This window comes from Streptomyces sp. NPDC018947, from assembly GCF_044390505.1.
In the GTDB taxonomy this organism is placed as follows: domain Bacteria; phylum Actinomycetota; class Actinomycetes; order Streptomycetales; family Streptomycetaceae; genus Streptomyces.
The window spans coordinates 304,912-324,718 of sequence record NZ_JBIRZD010000008.1; the positions used below are offsets into that span (position 1 = coordinate 304,912).

Genomic DNA, 19,807 nt, shown 5'->3' on the forward strand with positions numbered 1-19,807 from the left:
GCCGTTTCGGCCGAGCGGGCGCGCGCCGCCTTGCCGTACGCCCCGGGAACCGCCCGCCGGCCCGTCCGGGACGCGCACGAGGGCGCCCCGCGGAGAACTCCGCGGGGCGCCGGACGCGGCATACCGGTCAGTCCTCGTCGGCGAGGATCAGGTACAGCTTCTTGCGGGCTTCACCGATGACGGCGAGGGCCTTCTCCCGCTGTTCCTTGCTGCCGGTCTTCCAGACCTGACCGAAGGCCTCCATCAGCCCGAAGCCGGCCTGCCGGATGTCGTTCAGAGCCTCCCAGTCGACACCTCGGGAGGCCTCCTCCCAGGGTGCCTCCGGCCCCTCCCCGGCCGCGGCACGGCCCTCCTCGGTGAGCGAGAAGAGCTTCTTGCCGCCCTCGCTCTCACTGACGATCAGGCCCTCGTCCTCCAGCAGTTGGAGGGTGGGGTAGACCGAACCGGGGCTGGGCTTCCACGCTCCGCCGCTGCGCTCGGCGATCTCCTGGATCATCTCGTAGCCGTGCATCGGCCGGTCCTTGAGCAGGGCCAGGATCGACGCGCGCACATCCCCGCGCCGCGCCCTGCCCCTGGGACCGCCCCGCCCCCGGCCGCCCCAGGGCCCGGGGCCGAATCCCGGCCCGAAGGGCCCACCGGGCCCGAACGGCCCGAAGGCCGCGCGCCGCCCCTCGAACTCACCGCCGCCGAAGGCCCTGAAGGGACCGCACTCGCCGCCCCCGCGCCCGTGTCCACCATGTCCACGCTCGAATCCGTGGCTGCGCATGGCCCTCACTCCATTCGATCGTCGATCTGTCACGATGCCTCAACGATATATCGGAAGAAACTCAGCGACAAGGGCCTCGTTCCGAAGGACGGGGGGTGTCCCGCCCGGACCACGGCTCCGTCGGACGGCGGAGCGGATCCTTCGGCAGGAGGACGATCCGCGGTGGCGGTTCTTGCGAGGGTGGCGGGCATGACGCACGTGACGGGCCGCGCCGGATGGCCGGGGTACGGGGCGGCGATGTGGGGGTTCGTGTTCGCCCTGCCGAGTCTCTACTGGGCGGCGGGCGGCACGGCGGGCGCCGCCACCACCGTCTCGCCGGAGTTGGTGAGGCTGGCGCAGGACCGGGTCACCTGGTTCGTCGTGACCCTGTGGGTGACGGGTCTGCTCAAGGTCGCCGGCGGGCTGCTCGGTCTCGCGCTGGTCCACGGCCAAGGGCGGAGGGCGAACCTCTTCCTGCAACCGGCCGGCTGGGGCGCGGGCGTACTGCTCGTCTGGCACGGAGGGTTGTTCCTCGTGCAGGGGCTGCTCGTGCGCGGCGGCGTCGTCACGATCGCGCCGGAACTGCTGCCGGTCAGCCGCTGGTACACGTATCTGTGGGGACCGTGGTTCGTCCTCGGCGGCCTCCTGTTCATCGCCGCCGCACGCACGCGCCTGCGCTCCCTGACCGACCGGCGGGGCGCCGCGATCGCCGGTGCCCTCGGCGGACTCGGCGCGCTGACCCTGTCGGTGGCCATGCTCGCGGCGGGCGTCGGATAGCGAGTCCGGCTTCGCCGGTGCCCGCGCCGAGCCGGGTGGCGGTGGACGGCCCTTCCAGAAGTGCCCCCTTCCACCACGTCCCGGGCGGAAGTCGGTCCAGGACTCGCGAATTGGCCTTGGTCCACGGCTCCGCCGAACGCCTAGCGTCGGGGCATGCGCATCCGAATCGTCGACGCCTTCACCGACCGGCCCTTCGCCGGCAACCCCGCCGGCGTCCTGCTCCTCGACTCCTTCCCGGACGACGACCGGCTCCAGAAGATCGCCCTGGAGGTCAACCACGCCGAGACCGCGTTCGCCCACCCGCTGCCCGAGGGCGGCGACGCCGACTGGGCCCTGCGCTGGTTCACACCCGCCACCGAGGTCGCCATGTGCGGCCACGCGACGCTCGCCACCGCCCACGTCCTGCACACCACCGGCGCCCACGAGGGACCCGTGCGCTTCGCCACCCGCAGCGGCGTCCTCATCGCCACGCCCGGCGAGGACGGGTCGATCACCCTCGACTTCCCGACCGCCCCGCTCACGCCGGTCGAGGCTCCCGAGGGCGTCGCGGAGGCGCTGGGGGCGCGGCCGCGCGCGGTGTTCGACACCGGTCCGAACATCGGTGACCTGCTGGTCGAGGTCGCCGACGAGAAGACCGTGCGCGGCCTGGACCCGGACCACCGGGCACTGGCCGCGTACTCGGAGCGGGGCGTCATCGCCACGGCCCCGGCGGAGGATCCCGGACGCGGCTACGACTACGTCTCCCGCTGCTTCTTCCCCAACGTCGGCATCGACGAGGACCCGGTCACCGGCAGCGCCCACACCGCGCTCGCGCCCCACTGGTCCGCTCGCCTGGGCCGGCCCGACCTCACCGGGCTCCAGGCCTCTCCCCGCTCCGGCCGCGTCCGCACCGTGCTGCGCGGCGACCGCACGCTGCTCGGCGGGCGAGCGGTGACGGTGATCGACGGCGAACTGCTGGCGTAGCCGCGAGGGGGGCGGGCCCGTCGCGGCCCCGCCCCCCCCTCGCGGCATCCGCCGGTCCTCACGCCGTGGGCAGCCAGTCCACCTTCCCCGCCAGCAGCGCGTAGCCGACGAAGGCGCCGATGTCGAGCAGCGTGTGGGCCACCACCAGCGGGCCCACCCTGCCCCAGCGGCGGTACAGGTAGACGAAGACCACGCCCATCACCATGTTGCCGACGAAGCCGCCGATGCCCTGGTAGAGGTGGTAGGACCCGCGCAGCACCGAGCTGCCCGCCATCGCGGCGCGCGGGCTCCACCCCAGTTGGTCGAGCCGGCGCAGCAGGTAGCCGACGACGATCACTTCCTCCAGGACGGAGTTCTGCACCGCCGAGAGGATGAGGACGGGGAACTTCCACCACACCTCGGGCAGCGCCTCGGGCACCACGGTGAGGTTGAAGCCGAGACCGCGGGCGGCCAGGTAGAAGGCGATGCCGGTGCTGCCGATGACGGCGGCGACGGCGGCTCCGCGGCCCAGGTCCGGCCAGGGCCGGGTGCGGTCGAAGCCGAGCGTGCGCAGGCTCCCGCCCTCGCGCAGCAGGAAGTGCGCGACGAGGGCGACCGGGACCAGGGCCGTGGTGATGCCGAAGAGCTGCCACGCCAGGTCCAGCCACGGCCGGCCGGGCGCGGCGGACGCGTTGAGAGTGGCCGCCTGGTCCTTGAGGCCGCCGGGCCGGGTGAGCGAGCCGACGAAGCTGATGAGGGCGGACACCCCGCTCGCGCCGAGCGAGAGGGCCAGGACGAGCAGCGTCTCGTCACGCAGGACCCGCCGCGACAGCCGCTCGCGGGGAGCCGGCTCCCCGGCAGCCGACTTCTGAGGGAACGCATCGTCCACCGGGCCCGCCTCCGCCATGCACACCTGCCTCCGCCTGGGACGTCTCAGCTTGCCCGATCAGTATGAGGCGGCGCGCGGCGGGGGGCGCCCCGGCCGGTCCCGGCGCGTGCGCTCCGGGCCCGCCGAGGCGGATCCGGCAGCCGTGGGGGCACCCGGCACGCCGCACACCGGGCACGGCACCGGCACCGTCCCCGCAGGTCCCGGCGGTCTCTCAGCCCAGCGGCGCGGGTTCCGGCAGGCCCACCGGCCACAGGTGCACGGGGTCGCCCTGACGCATCAGCTCGACGTAGCGGCGGGTCGTCGCGGCCAGCGCCTCGTCCCGGGACAGGCCCGCCTCCAGCGCCCGGTGGAACGTGGCCGCCTGCCAGGAAGCACCGTTGACCCGACGTCGGCACCGCTCCTCGATCACCCCGAGGTAGAGGTCCCGGTCGGCCCGCTCCACGCCCCAGGCGTCCAGCCCGGCCTCGGCGAGCGGCAGCAGTTCCTCGCGTACGAGGACGGCGGCGTCGACCTCGGTGGTGCCGCCCAGCCTGCCGCGCCGGGGCCACTCGAAGCGGGCGTCGATGCCGTGGCGGCACGCCGCGTCGAAGTTGGCGGCGGCGGCCTCGAACGGCAGCCGGGTCCACACCGGCCGGGGCTCCTCCGCGAGCGCGCGGACGACGCCGTAGTAGAAGGCCGCGTTGGCGATGACGTCGGTGACGGTGGGGCCGGCGGGCAGGACGCGGTTCTCCACGCGCAGGTGCGGGACGCCGTCGGCGATGTCGTACACCGGGCGGTTCCAGCGGTAGACGGTGCCGTTGTGCAGGACGAGTTCCGCGAGCTTCGGCACCCCGCCCGCGTCCAGGACCTCGAGCGGGTCCTCGTCGTCGCAGATCGGCAGCAGTGCCGGGAAGTAGCGCCGGTTCTCCTCGAACAGGTCGTGGGCGGAGGTCACCCACCGCTCCCCGAACCAGGTGCGCGGGCGCACCCCCTGGGCCTGGAGCTCGGGCGGGCGGGTGTCGGTGGACTGCTGGAACAGCGGGGGCCGCGACTCGCGCCACAGCTCACGGCCGAACAGGAAGGGCGCGTTGGCACCGAGGGCGATCTGCGCGGCGGTGACCGCCTGCGCCGCGTTCCACACGTCGGCGAAACGGTCGGGGGTGACCTGGAGGTGCAGTTGCACCGAGGTGCAGGCGGCCTCCGGGGCGATGGACTTGGACGTGCAGGTGAGGCGCTCGACGCCCTCGATGTCGAGCGTGAAGTCCTCGCCGCGGGCGGCCACGATCTGATCGTTGAGCAGTGCGTAACGGTCGACGGCGGACAGGTTGGAGGAGACCAGGTCGTCGCGGTCCAGGGTCGGCAGAATGCCGATCATCGCGATTCCCGCGTCGACCTCTCCGGCTTTGCGGTCCGCATATGCCAGGGACGTCCGGATCTCCTCGGCGAGCCGGTCGAATACCCGGCCGCCCAATCGGTGTGGGGCGATGTTGACTTCCAGGTTGAACATGGCGAGTTCTGTTTGGAAGTCGCGGCTGGCGATGCGCTCGAGGACTTGCGCATTCAACATTTTCGGCATCCCGTCGGCCCCGACGAGATTCAATTCGATCTCCAGCCCCATCAGGTTCTTCGGACGGTCGAACCGCTTCTCCGCCAGAAGTCGCTCCAGGCCCGTCAGGCACCGCTGGAGCTTGTCGCGGTAGCGCTGGCGATCGGACAGGTCGAACTGACCTGCCACGACCTTCTCCCCCATGGAAGAGTCCCTTCTCGGAGCGGTGGGTGGAAGATCCGGCCGCCGGTGTGCCGGTCAGGTTGGATGATGCCCAGCGGAAGCGATCGATAACGTCCCCGGACGGCCCCGGTACCCGCTAGGCTTGGCCGATGTGACCGGTGGCACATTCACCGGGCATGGCGCATCCCACAGTTTCGGGCGTCGGCAACTCGTGAAAAACACCGACGACAATGGGCCGACCGTTCGGTGAGCATTTCCCGAGGTCACCGCCGCGCACCGGGTGGAAAATCCGGAGAATTACCGCAAATCAACGACCGAATGCGTTCTTGTTCTGCTTGCCGCGGGCGGCTAGCGGAAACACAGTCTGAACACGTGTCGTATAAACTCGGTTGACAGGCAGAAGACCGGCGCCCACGGTCGAGGCATCCTGCCGCCGGCCCACGCACGGCAGGCCTCGCACCCTCTTCTCGGTTTCCGGACCCCGGCCTCCGCCTCTCCACCCCCGTGAGCTGACAGCGTCGTCCGCCCCGCACGCACCGCCGTGCCCCGCCACGCACCGCCCTCGCGCCACCGTGCCTTCGAATGAGAGGCGACCCACCATGCCGCTGCTTGTACCCCCGGCGCCCGCGCCCGCCCTGCGTTCCGTCCTGACCGCGCTCTCGTCGCCCACCGCGGTCCGTGAGGCCCGGACCCCGTCCCTGCTCGGCGCCCAGGGGCCGGTCACCCCCGAACTGCCGCTGCCCGTACACGTCCTGGACGGGGTCTCCGCCGAGGGCGTGACGGCGACCCGGCTGGCCGGGTGGCGGTTCCTGATCCGGTGCGGCGACCGGACGGTGGCGGCGGCGGAGACCCTGCCGGCCTCGGAGGGCTGGGCCTTCTCACGCTTCTTCGAGGGCCCCTACCTCGTCTCGACCGAACGGGCGCTGCGGCAGGCCGAGGCGCTGCCCCAGTCCTTCCAGCCGCGCCTGCTGTCCGTCCCCGGCCTCTACATGCTCACGCTGTGGCTGCACGGCGACTGCGCCGCGGACGCCGCCGAGGGGCACCCGGCCGCCACCGATCTGCTGGTGCCGCTCGCGCCGGCGCCGCCCGGCATCGCCGCCCACCGCCCGCACCGGGTCGCGGAGTTGCTCCCGCTGCTGACCCACCGGGTGGCCCCCACGCGGCTGCTGCGCTCCCCGGCCTGACCGGTCCACGCGGTCCCGTCCGCGATCCCGTCCCGTCCCACCCGGTCCCCTCGGCTCCGTCCGAGGGGACTAGTCCTATCCGGCCATGCGAACCATCCGAAGTGACAGTGCGGTTGGGCTGAACCGTCCGCGCGGGTGACGCGTCATCTCCCCATGGGCAGCGGTGCCGCGAAATGCCTGCGGATCCGCGCCCGTAGGGCAACACTGGGTTCGGACCACTCATCACAACGGGGGGCGGCCATGGACGACGTTTCACGCCGCGGGACAGACCAGTCAGCGCACACATCCATCACGACGGACCGAGAGACCCCACTCATGTGCCAGCACCAGCCACCGTGCCCCTCAGCCGACTCCGCCGACCGGGAATCCGCCCGCCTCGTGGCGCACCACCCGGAGCAGGGCTGGAGCCTGCTGTGCAACGGTGTCGTCCTCTTCGAGGACACCGGTGAACTTCTGCCGGACGGCCGCGTCATCGCCCCGCACCGCCCGTTCGGCGGGCTGATGACCGCGGCCTGAGCACCAAGCCTGAGCACCGGCCGGACGGCGCCGCGCGGCCCCGTCCGGCGCCCCGGGGCCGGCCCGCGACTGCTCCTGCGGACCGGCCCCCACGCGTGCGGGCCACTCAGCCCGCGAGTGCCTTGAGCGCGATGTTGAGCTCGAGGACGTTGACGCGCGGCTCACCGATGAAGCCGAGGGTGCGGCCCTCCGTGTGCGCGTCGACCAGCCGCCGCACCTCCTCCACCGGCAGCCCGTTGCGCTGGGCGACCCGGGGCGCCTGGAGCGCGGCGTACTGCGGGGAGATGTCCGGGTCCAGACCGGAGCCCGAGGAGGTCACCGCGTCGGCGGGGACGTCGGAGAGCCGGACGGGATGGCCCGGCACCGAGTTGTCCTTGACGACGGCGGCCTGCGCGGCCCTGACCTGGGCCAGCAGCTCCGGGTTGTCGGCGGCCAGGTTGGTCGCACCCGAGACGATCAGCCGGTACCGGGTGTTGACGGTGTTCTCCCCCAGCCCGTTGGCCGGGCGCCCCTGGAACCACTTGAGGTCGGGCGCGGGAGTCTCCTGCCCCTGCTTCAGCGGGAGTCGGTACGACTGCCCGATCAGCGAGGAGCCGACGACCCGGCCCTGTGCCGACACCTGGGAGCCGTTCGCCCTGCCGGGGAACAGGGCCTGGGCGACGCCCGTGACGGCCAGCGGGTAGACGACGCCCGTCACCAGGGTCAGCACGAGCAGTGCGCGCAGCCCCGCCGCGAGCAGCCGGGCGGTGTTCGCTGCCGAGTTCTTCATGGCGGTCACCCGATTCCGGGGATGAGGGACAGGAGCATGTCGATGACCTTGATGCCGACGAACGGGGCGACCAGCCCGCCGAGCCCGTAGACAGCGAGGTTGCGCCGGAGCATCCGGTCCGCGCTCATCGGCCTGTACCGCACGCCCCGCAGGGCGAGGGGCACCAGGACGACGATGATCAGCGCGTTGAAGACGACCGCCGACAGGATCGCCGAGTCCGGCGAGGACAGGCGCATGACGTTGAGCCGGTCGAGGCCCGGATAGACCGCCGCGAACAGCGCCGGGATGATCGCGAAGTACTTGGCGACGTCGTTGGCGATGGAGAACGTGGTGAGCGCCCCCCTGGTGATGAGGAGCTGCTTGCCTATCTCCACTATCTCGATCAGCTTGGTCGGGTCCGAGTCGAGGTCGACCATGTTGCCGGCCTCCTTGGCGGCCGACGTGCCGGTGTTCATCGCCACGCCGACGTCCGCCTGGGCGAGCGCGGGCGCGTCGTTGGTGCCGTCGCCGGTCATCGCCACCAGCTTTCCGCCGGCCTGCTCCCGCTTGATCAGCGCCATCTTGTCCTCGGGCGTGGCCTCGGCGAGGAAGTCGTCCACGCCCGCCTCGTCGGCGATCGCCCGGGCCGTGAGCGGGTTGTCGCCCGTGATCATGACCGTCTTGATGCCCATGCGCCGCAGCTCGGCGAACCGCTCGCGCATCCCGTGCTTGACGACGTCCTTGAGGTGGACGACGCCCAGGACGCGGGCGCCGTCGCGGTCCTCCACGGCGACGAGCAGCGGGGTGCCGCCCGCCTCGGAGATGCGGTCGGCGGTCGCGTTCGCGTCCGGGGTCACCGTGCCGCCGCGTGACGCGACCCAGGCGATGACCGCACCGGCCGCGCCCTTGCGCACCTTGCGGCCGTCGACGTCCACGCCGGACATGCGGGTCTGGGCGGTGAACCCGATCCACCGCGCGCCCACGAGTTCGCCCCGGTGGCGCTCGCGCAGCCCGTACTCCTCCTTGGCGAGGACGACGACGGAGCGGCCCTCGGGCGTCTCGTCGGCCAGCGAGGAGAGCTGGGCGGCGTCCGCCACCTCGGCGGCGGTCACCCCGCGCACCGGCACGAACTCGGCGGCCTGGCGGTTGCCGAGCGTGATGGTGCCGGTCTTGTCCAGCAGCAGCGTGGAGACGTCGCCGGCGGCCTCCACCGCACGGCCCGACATGGCCAGGACGTTGCGCTGGACGAGGCGGTCCATGCCGGCGATGCCGATGGCGGAGAGCAGGGCGCCGATGGTGGTCGGGATCAGGCAGACCAGCAGCGCCACCAGGACGGTCGTCGTCAGTTCGCTGCCGGCGTAGGCGGCGAGCGGCGGCAGGGTCGCGCAGGCCAGCAGGAAGACGACGGTCAGCGAGGCCAACAGGATGTTCAGCGCGATCTCGTTGGGCGTCTTCTGCCGGGCCGCGCCCTCCACCAGGCCGATCATCCGGTCGATGAAGGTCTCGCCGGGCCTGGTGGTGATCCGGACGACGATGCGGTCGGAGAGGACCTTGGTGCCGCCGGTGACCGCGGACCGGTCACCGCCCGACTCGCGGATGACCGGCGCCGACTCGCCGGTGATCGCCGACTCGTCGACGGAGGCGACGCCCTCGACGACATCGCCGTCGCCGGGGATGACGTCCCCGGCCTCGCACACCACCAGGTCGCCGATCCTCAGCTCGGTGCCGGGCACCACGCTCCCGTCGGCCCTGCGGGCCACGGTGTCGCTCTTGGCCCTGCGCAGGGTGTCGGCCTGCGCCTTGCCGCGGCCCTCGGCGACCGCCTCGGCCAGGTTGGCGAAGACCACGGTCAGCCACAGCCAGGCGCTGATGGTCCAGCCGAACCAGTCCCCCGGGTCGGTGAAGGCGAAGACGGTGGTCAGGACCGAGCCGGTCCACACCACGAACATGACCGGGGACTTGACCATCACCCGGGGATCCAGCTTGCGCAGCGCCTCGGGCAGTGACCGGACGAGCTGCGCGGGGGTGAACAGACCCGCGTCGGTCCGGCCCCCGGACGACGGACGACCGGCGGGCGCGTCGCCGTGCGGCGCCCGGGTCTCGGTGACTGTGGACATCGCGTCCTCGTGCTTGTGGGTACGGAGGGTCATCACGCCAGCCCCTCGGCCAGCGGGCCCAGGGCCAGCGCCGGGAAGTAGGTGAGACCGACGACGATCAGGACCGCGCCCACCAGGAGGCCGGTGAACATCGGCTTCTCGGTGCGCAGGGTGCCCGCGGTGACCGGCACCGGCCGCTGTGAGGCCAGCGATCCGGCCAGGGCCAGGACGAACACCATCGGCAGGAAGCGGCCGAGCAGCATCGCGAGCCCGGTCGTGGTGTTGAACCAGTCGGTGTTCGCGTTCAGGCCGGCGAAGGCCGAGCCGTTGTTGTTCGCGGCGGAGGTGAAGGCGTACAGCACTTCCGTGAAGCCGTGCGCGCCCGGGTTGAGCATCGAGTGCGGCGGGGTCGGCAGGGCCATGGACAGGGCGGTGAACACCAGCACCAGCGCCGGGGTGATGAGGATGTAGACGGCCGCGGCCTTGATCTCGCGGGGGCCGATCTTCTTGCCCAGGTACTCCGGTGTGCGCCCGACCATGAGGCCCGCGACGAAGACCGCGACGACCGCCATGATCAGCATGCCGTAGAGGCCGGAGCCGACCCCGCCGGGCGCGATCTCGCCGAGCATCATCCCGAGCAGGGCGATGCCGCCGCCCAGGCCGGTGTACGAGGAGTGGAAGGAGTCGACGGCACCGGTGGAGGTGAGGGTGGTGGTCACCGCGAAGAGCGACGAGCCGCCGATCCCGAAGCGCAGCTCCTTGCCCTCCATGGCGCCGCCCGCGATCCGCAGGGCGCCCTCGTGGTGGGCGAACTCGGTCCACATCATCAGGGCGACGAAGCCGGCCCAGATCGCGGCCATGGCCGTGAGGATCGCGTATCCCTGCCGGAGCGAGCCGACCAGTACGCCGAAGGTCCGGGTCAGGGAGACCGGGATCAGCAGGATCAGGAAGATCTCGAAGAGGTTGGTGAAGGGCGTCGGGTTCTCGAAGGGGTGCGCGCTGTTGGCGTTGAAGTAGCCGCCGCCGTTGGTCCCCAGCTCCTTGATCACCTCCTGCGAGGCCACCGCGCCGCCGTTCCACTGCTGCGGGCCGCCCGAGAACTGGCCGACCTCGTGGATGCCGGAGAAGTTCTGGATGACGCCGCTTGCGACCAGGACCAGCGCGCCGACGACGGCCAGCGGCACCAGCACGCGCACGACGCCGCGCACCAGGTCGGACCAGAAGTTGCCCAGCTCACCGGAACCGGCGCGGGCGAAGCCCCGGACCAGGGCGACGGCGACGGCCATGCCGACGGCGGCGGAGACGAAGTTCTGCACGGCCAGACCGGCGGTCTGCACGACGTGGCCCATGGTCTGCTCACCGGCGTACGACTGCCAGTTGGTGTTGGCCACGAAGGACGCGGCCGTGTTGAAGGCCTGCGCGGGCTTCACCGCGTCGAAGCCGAGCGAACCCGGCAGGACGCCCTGGAGACGCTGGAGCAGGTAGAGGAAGAGGACCCCGGCCAGGGAGAAGGCCAGCACCCCGCGCAGATACGCGGGCCAGCGCATCTCCCTGTCCGGGTCGGCGCCGATGGCCCGGTAGATCCACCTCTCGGCCCGCAGATGTCTGCCGGACGAGTAGACGCGGGCCATGTAGGAGCCCAGCGGGACGTGCAGGACCGCCAGTGCGCCGACGAGCGCCAGTACCTGGAGCACGCCGGCGGTCAGCGGACCGATGCCTCCCGGCGCGACAGCAGCGGAAGTCACCGTCAGAACCTCTCCGGGTGGATCAGGGCAAGGACGAGATAACCCAGCAGGGCGACGGCCACGACGAGGCCGACGATGTGCTCGGCGGTCACAGCTTCGTCACCCCCTTGGCGACGAGAGCCACCAGCGCGAAGACCGCGATCGTGGTGACGACGAAGGCCAGGTCGGCCATCGTGAGCTCCTCAGTGAGGTTCGGTTGCGACTGGGACCCTTCGAGGAGAACCCCTCCGCGACCGGATGCGACCGCCGTTGACGGCTCCCATACGGCGGCCCGTACGCCTTTGACGGATCCCTTACATGCGGCCCGGCGGCCCCTTCTTGACGGAAGTTTGATGCCCCCGGCGCCCTTCAGCACGGGCCCGCACGTCACTCTCCGCATACGCTGATCGGGCCGTCCCCCCGACGGCCCCGCCCCCCGCCGAACGACGTCCGCAGGAGTGACCCCCGATGGCCGGCAACGCTCGTCCCCAGGCCGGCCGGCTGCGCGCCTGGATGCTGGAGGGGCTCTCCGACATGGGCAGGAGCGGCGGACACCAGGGTCCGCACGCGGCACCGGAGCCCGCGCACGAGGGCCGGCGCTGGTGGCGGGTCATGTGTCTCACCGGTGTCGACTACTTCTCGACCCTCGGCTACCAGCCGGGCATCGCCGCCCTCGCCGCCGGCCTGTTGTCACCCGTTGCGACGATCGTGCTGGTGATCGTCACCCTCGCCGGGGCCCTGCCGGTGTACCGGAGGGTGGCCCGGGAGAGTCCCCGCGGCGAGGGCTCGATCGCGATGCTGGAGCGGCTGCTGTCCTTCTGGAAGGGCAAGCTGTTCGTCCTCACCCTGCTCGGCTTCGCCGCCACCGACTTCCTGATCACCATCACCCTGTCGGCGGCCGACGCCTCGACCCACCTCATCGAGAACCCGCACCTGACGGGCGCCCTGCACGACAAGCAACTGCTGGTGACGCTGCTCCTGGTGGCCCTGCTGGGCGCGGTGTTCCTCAAGGGTTTCCTGGAGGCGATCGGGGTCGCGGTGGTGCTGGTGGGCGTCTACCTCGCGCTGAACGCCGTCGTGGTGGCCACGGGGGTGTGGCACGTCATCACCGCGGGCCATGTGGTCGCCGACTGGTCCAACGCCCTGACCGCGGAGCACGGCAACGTCTTCGTCATGATCGGCGTCGCCCTGGTCGTCTTCCCCAAGCTCGCCCTCGGCCTGTCCGGCTTCGAGACGGGCGTCGCCGTGATGCCGCACGTCAAGGGCGACCCCGGGGACACCGAGGAGTATCCGGCCGGGCGGATCCGGGACACCAGGAAGCTGCTCACCACCGCCGCGCTGATCATGAGCTGCTTCCTGATCACCAGCAGCTTCGTCACCACGCTGCTGATCCCGGAGAAGGAGTTCGAGTCGGGCGGCGACGCCAACGGCCGGGCCCTCGCGTATCTCGCCCACCACTACCTGGGCAATACCTTCGGCACGGTCTACGACGTCTCGACCATCGCCATCCTGTGGTTCGCCGGCGCCTCCGCGATGGCCGGGCTGCTCAACCTGATGCCGCGCTACCTCCCTCGCTACGGCATGGCCCCGCACTGGGCGCGGGCCGTACGTCCCATGGTCATCGTCTTCACCCTCATCGCCTTCCTGGTCACCTGGATCTTCGACGCCGACGTCGACGCCCAGGGAGGCGCGTACGCCACCGGTGTGCTGGTGCTGATCAGCTCCGCGGCGATCGCGGTGACCATCGCGGCGCGCAAGGCGGGCGAGCGCAAGCAGACGATCGCCTTCGCGGTGGTCGCGGCGGTGTTCCTCTACACGACCGTCGTCAACGTCATCGAGCGGCCGGACGGCGTGAAGATCGGCGCCTGCTTCATCGCCGGCATCATCCTCGTCTCGCTGCTCTCCCGGCTGGCACGTGCCTTCGAGCTGCGGGTGACCGGCGTGGAGCTGGACGACGTGGCGCAGCGCTTCATCCGCGACGTGGCCAGCCGCAGGATGCGCTTCATCGCCAACAAGCCGGGACGGCGGGACGCCGCCGAGTACCGGGCCAAGATCGAGCAGATCCGGCAGGACAACGACCTTCCCCTCCAGGAGGACTTCGTCTTCGTCGAGGTCACGGTCGCCGACCCGTCCGAGTTCGAGGCGGGCCTCGCCGTGCGCGGCGAGACGGTGCACAACCGCTACCGGGTGCTGACCCTGGAGTCCTCCTCCATCCCCAACGCCCTCGCCGCGCTGCTGCTCCACGTCCGGGACACGACCGGCGGCATGCCGCACATCTACTTCGAGTGGACCGAGGGCAACCCGTTCGCCAACTTCCTGCGCTTCTTCCTCTTCGGGCAGGGCGAGGTCGCCCCGGTCACCCGTGAGGTCCTGCGCGAGGCCGAGCCGGACCGCGCCCGCCGCCCCCGCGTCCACACCGGCTGAGCGCTCGGCACCAGGTGACGCCTCGTCGCGCCACCCCTGCACGCCCCCCTCCCCGGCCGCCCCCTATCGTGACCGGCATGCAGTCCTACACGATCGGCCAGGCGGCACGGCTGCTCGGCGTCAGCCCGGACACCGCCCGCCGCTGGGCCGACGCCGGCCGGATCACCACCCACCGCGACGAGGGCGGACGGCGGCTCATCGACGGGCGCGACCTGGCCGCGTTCTCCGTCGAGCTGGCCCGCGCGGGCGGCGCCCACGAGGACACCCCGTACACCTCGGTGCGCAACGCCTTCCCCGGCATCGTGACGGCGATCAAGCTCGGCGACGTCGCGGCGCAGGTCGAGATTCAGGCCGGCCCGCACCGGCTCGTCTCCCTGCTGACCCGCGAGGCCGTCGAGGAGCTGGGCCTGGAGGTCGGCATGGAGGCCACCGCCCGCGTGAAGTCGACGAACGTCCATATCGACAGGGCGTGATCCCTCCGCGCCCCCGCACCGGCGTCACGTACGAACGCACATGCAAGCCCCACGATCTCGTCGCCTGGCTCATGCGATGAGACAGCAGACCGAACCCTCGCAGATGCGCAAGTATGATCGGCGCACCGGAGTCCGCCCCGCACCCGGCCACCGGGGCCGCCGGACTCCCGACCCGCGACGGAGGGAGTGGCCCGTGACGATCCCCGCCGAGGCCGGGCTCCGCACGCCATGACGGGGCCGGCCATGACCAGGTCCCCCGGGCGCGGGACGGACACCGTGGAGAGCGCGCCGCGCCGCGCCCGCTTCCGCCGGGGCTCCCGCACCGTGCCGCTGCCCCTGCTGGCGCCCGCGCTCGTGGGTCTGGCGTTCCTGCTGCTCCCGTTGATCGCCCTGCTGGTACGGGCGCCCTGGCGAAGCCTGCCCGAGCAGTTGACCAGCGCCGAGGTATGGCAGGCCCTGCGGCTGTCCCTGGTGTGCGCCACCTCGGCAACCGTGCTGAGTCTGCTGATCGGCGTGCCGCTGGCCTGGCTGCTGGCCCGCACCGACTTCCGCGGGCGCGGCCTCGTACGCGCGCTGGTGACGCTGCCGCTGGTGCTGCCCCCGGTCGTGGGCGGCGTGGCGCTGCTGCTGGCGTTCGGCCGCAACGGCGTGATCGGGCAGTGGCTGGACGCGTGGTTCGGGATCACCCTGCCGTTCACGACGACCGGCGTCGTCCTCGCGGAGACCTTCGTGGCCATGCCCTTCCTGGTCATCAGCGTGGAGGGCACCCTGCGGGCCGCCGACCCGCGCTACGAGGAGGCCGCCGCGACGCTGGGCGCCTCCCGCTTCACCGCGTTCCGCCGGGTCACGCTGCCGCTGATCGCGCCGGGCATCGCGGCCGGGTCCGTCCTGGCCTGGGCGCGGGCGCTCGGCGAGTTCGGGGCGACGATCACGTTCGCGGGCAACTTCCCCGGCCGCACCCAGACCATGCCGCTCGCGGTCTACCTGGCGCTCCAGAACGACCCGGCGGCGGCGATCGCCCTCAGCCTGGTGCTGCTGGCCGTCTCCATCGCCGTACTGGCCGGACTGCGGGACCGCTGGATGAGGGCGGCATGAGCGAACCCGCCGTCACCTCCGCCGCGCCCGCCGAGGGCCTCGACGCCCGGCTCGTCGTCGACCGCGGCACCTTCCGCCTGGACGTGCCGCTGGCCGCCGCGCCCGGCGAGGTCGTCGCCCTGCTCGGTCCCAACGGCGCCGGCAAGACCACGGCCCTGCGGGCGCTCGCGGGGCTGCTCCCGCTCACCGGCGGCCGTCTGCGCCTCGACGGCGTCGAGCTGGACGGCACCCCGCCCGAGTCCCGCCCGGTCGGCGTCGTCTTCCAGGACTACCTGCTCTTCCCCCACCTGACCGCGCTCGACAACGTGGCCTTCGGGCCGCGCTGCCGGGGCGCGACCAAGGCCGAGGCCCGCGCCACGGCCGCGGCGTGGCTCGACCGCATGGCGCTGTCCGGCCACGCGGGCGCCAAGCCGCGCCGCCTGTCCGGCGGGCAGGCCCAGCGCGTCGCCCTCGCCCGCGCCCTGGCGACCAACCCCCGACTGCTGCTCCTGGACGAGCCGCTCGCCGCCCTCGACGCCCGCACCCGGCTCGAGGTGCGCGCCCAGCTCCGCCGTCACCTGGCCGACTTCGAGGCCGTCGCCGTCCTGGTCACCCACGATCCGCTGGACGCCATGGTGCTGGCCGACCGTCTGGTGGTCGTCGAGCACGGCACGGTCGTCCAGGAGGGCACCCCCGCCGACATCGCCCGCCGGCCCCGCACCGACTACATCGCCCAGTTGGTCGGGCTGAACCTCTACCGGGGCCGGGCCGAGGGCCACACCGTCCGCCTCGACGCCGGGCCCGCGATCACCACGACCGAGGAGCTGTCGGGGCCGGCGTTCGTGGCGTTCCCTCCCTCCGCGGTGACCCTCTTCCGGGAGCGGCCCACGGGCGCCAGCGCCCGCAACCTGTGGCGCTGCGAGGTCGCCGGGCTGGAGACGCACGGCGACCGGATCCGCGCCGACCTCACGGGGGAGCTGCGTCTGGCCGCCGACCTCACCACGGTCGCCGCCGCCGAGCTCGACCTGCACCCCGGCGCACCGGTCTGGGCCACGGTCAAAGCGACGCAGACGCACGCATACCCGGCCTGAACGCCCTCCCGCACTAGGGTCAGGGGAATGACCCTGAGCATCAGCAACCAGTTGCCCGGCACCGTCGCCGAAGTACACCCCGGCGAGGTCATGGCGACCGTGAAAGTCCGGCTGACCGGCGGCCAGGTCCTCACGGCGGCCATCACCCTGGAGGCCGTCGAGCAGCTCGGCCTCGCCCCGGGCTCCCCGGTGAGCGCCCTGGTGAAGTCGACCGAGGTCTCCCTCGCCACCGGCCGCACCGACGGCCTGTCGATCCGCAACCGGCTGCCCTGCACGGTCACCCGGCTGGCGCTCGGCGAGGCCATGGCGGCCGTCCACGTCACCATGGACGGCGGCGAGCTCACCGCGGTGATCACGAAGGAGGCGGCCGGCGATCTGGGCCTGTTCGTGGGCTCCGACGTCGTCGCCCTGATCAAGTCCACCGAGGTCTCGCTCGCCACGGCGTAGCACGCGGGAAGGCCCCGCCCCGGACGGGGGCGGGGCCTTCGCACGGGCCTGCTCAGTCCTCGTAGGCGTCCAGCGGCGGGCAGGAGCACACCAGGTTGCGGTCGCCGTAGGCCTGGTCGATGCGGCGCACCGGCGGCCAGTACTTGTCGGCGGCGGACACACCGGCCGGGAACACGGCCTCCTCGCGCGTGTACGCGTGGTCCCACTCACCGCCGAGCGCGCCGGCGGTGTGCGGGGCGCCCCGCAGCGGGTTGTCGTCCGCGGTCCAGGCCCCGGAGCCGACCTTCTCGATCTCGGCGCGGATGGCGATCATCGCCTCGCAGAACCGGTCCAGCTCGGCCAGGTCCTCGGACTCGGTCGGCTCGATCATCAGCGTGCCGGCCACCGGGAAGGACATCGTCGGCGCGTGGAAGCCGTAGTCGATCAGCCGCTTGGCGACGTCGTCCACGCTCACGCCGGTCGCCTTGGTCAGCGGGCGCAGGTCGATGATGCACTCGTGCGCGACCAGTCCGGCGGGGCCGGTGTAGAGCACCGGGTAGTGCGGCTCGAGGCGCTTGGCGATGTAGTTGGCGGACAGCACGGCCACCTGCGTGGCGCGCTTGAGCCCCTCGCCACCCATCAGCCGCACGTACGACCAGGAGATCGGCAGGATGCCGGCCGAGCCCCACGGCGCCGCCGAGATCGGGCCGACGCCCGTCTGCGGGCCGGCCGCGGGCTGCAGCGGGTGGTTGGGCAGGTACGGGGCCAGGTGCGACCGTACGGCCACGGGGCCGACGCCGGGGCCGCCGCCGCCGTGCGGGATGCAGAAGGTCTTGTGCAGGTTCAGGTGGGAGACGTCGCCGCCGAAGTGACCCGGCTTGGCGAGCCCCACCAGGGCGTTGAGGTTGGCGCCGTCCACGTAGACCTGGCCGCCGGCGTCGTGCACCCGGGCGCAGATGTCGGCGACGTGCTCCTCGAACACACCGTGCGTGGAGGGGTACGTGATCATCAGCACGGCCAGCTCGTCGCGGTGCTTGTCGATCTTGGCGCGCAGGTCCTCGACGTCGATCTCGCCGTCCTCGGCGGTCTTGACGACGACGACCTTCATGCCCGCCATGACCGCGCTGGCGGCGTTGGTGCCGTGCGCGGAGGACGGGATGAGGCAGACCGTGCGCTGGTCGTCGCCGTTGGCGCGGTGGTAGCCGCGGACGGCGAGCAGACCGGCGAACTCGCCCTGCGACCCGGCGTTGGGCTGCAGCGAGACCTTGTCGTACCCGGTGACCTCGGCGAGCCGCTCCTCCAGCTCGCGGATGAGGGTCAGGTAGCCCTGCGCCTGCTCGGCCGGCGCGAAGGGGTGCAGCGCGCCGAACTCGGGCCAGGTGACCGGCTCCATCTCGGTGGTCGCGTTGAGCTTCATGGTGCAGGAGCCCAGCGGGATCATGCCGCGGTCCAGCGCGTAGTCCCGGTCGGAGAGGCGGCGCAGGTAGCGCAGCATCGCGGTCTCGGAACGGTGCTGGTGGAAGACGGGGTGGGCGAGGAAGTCGTCGGTGCGCAGCAGCGCCTCGGGCAGCACGTCCCCGGCGCTCGCGTCCAGCGCCTCGACGTCGCCCTCGACGCCGAACGCGTTCCACACGCCGCCGACCTGGGCGCGCGTGGTGGTCTCGTCGCAGGCGAAGGAGACGTGGTCGGCGTCGACGAGCCGCAGGTTGATGCCGTTCTCGCGGGCGGCCTGGACGATCGCCTCGGCCCGGCCCGGCACCCGTGCGGTCACGGTGTCGAAGTAGGCGCCGTGCACGATCTCGACGCCGCCGGCGGCGAGGCCCGCGGCGGTGACGGAGGCGTAGCGGTGGGTGCGGCGCGCGATGGCCCGCAGCCCGTCCGGCCCGTGGTAGACGGCGTACATGCCAGCCATGACGGCGAGCAGCACCTGGGCGGTGCAGATGTTGCTGGTGGCCTTCTCACGGCGGATGTGCTGCTCGCGGGTCTGCAGGGCGAGGCGGTAGGCCTTGTTGCCGTCGGCGTCCACGGACACGCCGACCAGGCGGCCGGGCAGGCTGCGCGCGAACTTCTCGTGGACGGCCATGTAGCCGGCGTGCGGCCCGCCGAAGCCCATCGGCACCCCGAAGCGCTGGGTGGTGCCCACGGCGATGTCGGCACCCAGCTCGCCGGGCGACTTCAGCAGGGTGAGGGCGAGCAGGTCGGCGGCGACGGTGACGAGCGCGCCGAGCTCGTGCGCCCGGTCGACGACCGGCTTGATGTCGCGGACGGCACCGGAGGCGCCCGGGTACTGGATCAGCACGCCGTTGATCTCGCGCTCGGCGATCCCGGCCGGGATGCCGTCGCTCAGGTCGGCGACGACGACCTCGACGCCGGTCGGCTCGGCGCGGGTCTGGATCACGGCGATGGTCTGCGGCAGCGCGTCCGCGTCGACCAGGAACAGGCCCTTCTTGTTCTTGCCCATGCGCCGCGACAGGGCCATCGCCTCGGCGGCGGCGGTGCCCTCGTCGAGCAGCGAGGCACCGGAGGTCGGCAGGCCCGTCAGCTCGGCCACCATGGTCTGGAAGTTCAGCAGGGCTTCCAGGCGGCCCTGCGAGATCTCCGGCTGGTAGGGCGTGTACGCGGTGTACCAGGCCGGGTTCTCCATGACGTTGCGCAGGATCACCGGCGGGGTGAAGGTGCCGTAGTAGCCGAGGCCGATCATGGAGTCGAGGACCTGGTTGCGGTCGGCCAGCGAGCGCAGCTCGGCCAGCACCTCGGCCTCGGAACGGGCGCCGGGCAGGTCCAGCGCGTCGGCGTTCTTGATCACATCCGGCACCGCTGCGGCCGTCAGCTCGTCGAGCGAGCCGTAGCCGACCTGGGCGAGCATCTTGGCCCGGGCCTCGTGGTCGGGGCCGATGTGGCGCTGCTCGAAGGGTGCTGCCTGTTCCAGCTCGGAGAGCGGAATGCGATGGGCGGTCATGCGGAGGCCTCCTGGTCTGACGCGACCTGCG

General features: G+C 72.3%; 17 protein-coding genes. 9 read left to right on the top strand and 8 right to left on the bottom strand.

Annotated elements, in window-relative coordinates; translation table 11 throughout:
* Positions 1 to 127 precede the first annotated feature (127 nt).
* Positions 128 to 766 carry a PadR family transcriptional regulator gene (locus tag ACH499_RS18010; protein ID WP_399016806.1) on the bottom strand — a complete coding sequence of 213 codons (639 nt, stop codon included), beginning with the start codon at positions 764 to 766 and terminating at the stop codon, positions 128 to 130.
* A gap of 189 nt (positions 767 to 955) precedes the next feature.
* Between ACH499_RS18010 and ACH499_RS18015 the strand changes: the two genes are divergently transcribed.
* Together ACH499_RS18015 and ACH499_RS18020 are read left to right on the top strand one after the other, a co-directional pair.
* A complete protein-coding gene (locus ACH499_RS18015) occupies positions 956 to 1,522 on the top strand; it encodes a DUF3995 domain-containing protein (RefSeq protein ID WP_356204136.1) in 567 nt (188 codons plus the stop codon).
* A 153-nt stretch (positions 1,523 to 1,675) separates the two neighbouring features.
* Positions 1,676 to 2,485 (top strand): PhzF family phenazine biosynthesis protein, encoded by an 810-nt coding sequence (locus ACH499_RS18020; protein WP_399016808.1) that lies wholly within the window; start codon positions 1,676 to 1,678, stop codon positions 2,483 to 2,485.
* 58 nt (positions 2,486 to 2,543) lie between these two features.
* Here ACH499_RS18020 and ACH499_RS18025 read toward each other — a convergent pair whose 3' ends face one another.
* Together ACH499_RS18025 and ACH499_RS18030 are read right to left on the bottom strand one after the other, a co-directional pair.
* Positions 2,544 to 3,371 (bottom strand): CPBP family intramembrane glutamic endopeptidase, encoded by an 828-nt coding sequence (locus tag ACH499_RS18025; RefSeq protein WP_392832551.1) that lies wholly within the window; start codon positions 3,369 to 3,371, stop codon positions 2,544 to 2,546.
* Between the two features lie 193 nt (positions 3,372 to 3,564).
* Positions 3,565 to 5,082, bottom strand: a complete 1,518-nt coding sequence (locus ACH499_RS18030; protein WP_356204132.1) for a glutamate--cysteine ligase — start codon at positions 5,080 to 5,082, stop codon at positions 3,565 to 3,567.
* Between the two features lie 578 nt (positions 5,083 to 5,660).
* Between ACH499_RS18030 and ACH499_RS18035 the strand changes: the two genes are divergently transcribed.
* Together ACH499_RS18035 and ACH499_RS18040 are read left to right on the top strand one after the other, a co-directional pair.
* Positions 5,661 to 6,245, top strand: coding sequence for a hypothetical protein (locus ACH499_RS18035; RefSeq protein WP_356204131.1), 585 nt, complete (start codon positions 5,661 to 5,663; stop codon positions 6,243 to 6,245).
* A 315-nt stretch (positions 6,246 to 6,560) separates the two neighbouring features.
* Positions 6,561 to 6,761 (top strand): DUF5999 family protein, encoded by a 201-nt coding sequence (locus ACH499_RS18040; RefSeq protein WP_356204129.1) that lies wholly within the window; start codon positions 6,561 to 6,563, stop codon positions 6,759 to 6,761.
* Positions 6,762 to 6,867: 106 nt separating this feature from the next.
* Here the strand turns inward: ACH499_RS18040 and ACH499_RS18045 are convergent, their stop codons facing one another.
* From ACH499_RS18045 to kdpF, 4 genes are read right to left on the bottom strand one after another with little or no spacing between them, the layout of a single operon-like run.
* Positions 6,868 to 7,530, bottom strand: coding sequence for a potassium-transporting ATPase subunit C (locus ACH499_RS18045; RefSeq protein ID WP_356204128.1), 663 nt, complete (start codon positions 7,528 to 7,530; stop codon positions 6,868 to 6,870).
* 5 nt (positions 7,531 to 7,535) lie between these two features.
* On the bottom strand, positions 7,536 to 9,659 hold the full coding sequence (gene kdpB / locus ACH499_RS18050; RefSeq protein ID WP_399016811.1) for a potassium-transporting ATPase subunit KdpB: 2,124 nt from the start codon (positions 9,657 to 9,659) through the stop codon (positions 7,536 to 7,538).
* Entirely contained in the window at positions 9,659 to 11,320 is a 1,662-nt protein-coding gene (gene kdpA, locus ACH499_RS18055) for a potassium-transporting ATPase subunit KdpA (RefSeq protein ID WP_399016843.1), read from the bottom strand. Before kdpA ends, kdpB begins: the two co-directional genes overlap by 1 nt.
* Before the next feature lie 32 nt (positions 11,321 to 11,352).
* Positions 11,353 to 11,442, bottom strand: coding sequence for a K(+)-transporting ATPase subunit F (gene kdpF / locus ACH499_RS18060; RefSeq protein WP_356204126.1), 90 nt, complete (start codon positions 11,440 to 11,442; stop codon positions 11,353 to 11,355).
* 355 nt (positions 11,443 to 11,797) lie between these two features.
* Between kdpF and ACH499_RS18065 the strand changes: the two genes are divergently transcribed.
* The 5 genes from ACH499_RS18065 (at position 11,798) to ACH499_RS18085 (ending at position 16,838) form a co-directional block, all read left to right on the top strand.
* Positions 11,798 to 13,753, top strand: coding sequence for an amino acid transporter (locus tag ACH499_RS18065; RefSeq protein ID WP_356204124.1), 1,956 nt, complete (start codon positions 11,798 to 11,800; stop codon positions 13,751 to 13,753).
* A 77-nt stretch (positions 13,754 to 13,830) separates the two neighbouring features.
* The gene (locus ACH499_RS18070; RefSeq protein ID WP_356204123.1) at positions 13,831 to 14,226 is read left to right on the top strand and encodes a helix-turn-helix transcriptional regulator; all 396 of its coding nucleotides are present in this window, start codon (positions 13,831 to 13,833) and stop codon (positions 14,224 to 14,226) included.
* Between the two features lie 243 nt (positions 14,227 to 14,469).
* Positions 14,470 to 15,321, top strand: a complete 852-nt coding sequence (gene modB / locus ACH499_RS18075; RefSeq protein ID WP_399016814.1) for a molybdate ABC transporter permease subunit — start codon at positions 14,470 to 14,472, stop codon at positions 15,319 to 15,321.
* A complete protein-coding gene (locus ACH499_RS18080) occupies positions 15,318 to 16,391 on the top strand; it encodes an ABC transporter ATP-binding protein (RefSeq protein WP_356204120.1) in 1,074 nt (357 codons plus the stop codon). Before modB ends, ACH499_RS18080 begins: the two co-directional genes overlap by 4 nt.
* Before the next feature lie 27 nt (positions 16,392 to 16,418).
* Positions 16,419 to 16,838, top strand: coding sequence for a molybdopterin-binding protein (locus ACH499_RS18085; RefSeq protein WP_399016816.1), 420 nt, complete (start codon positions 16,419 to 16,421; stop codon positions 16,836 to 16,838).
* A 52-nt stretch (positions 16,839 to 16,890) separates the two neighbouring features.
* Here the strand turns inward: ACH499_RS18085 and gcvP are convergent, their stop codons facing one another.
* Complete coding sequence (gcvP, locus tag ACH499_RS18090; RefSeq protein ID WP_399016818.1) at positions 16,891 to 19,776, bottom strand: aminomethyl-transferring glycine dehydrogenase; 2,886 nt, start codon at positions 19,774 to 19,776, stop codon at positions 16,891 to 16,893.
* Positions 19,777 to 19,807: the final 31 nt, after the last annotated feature.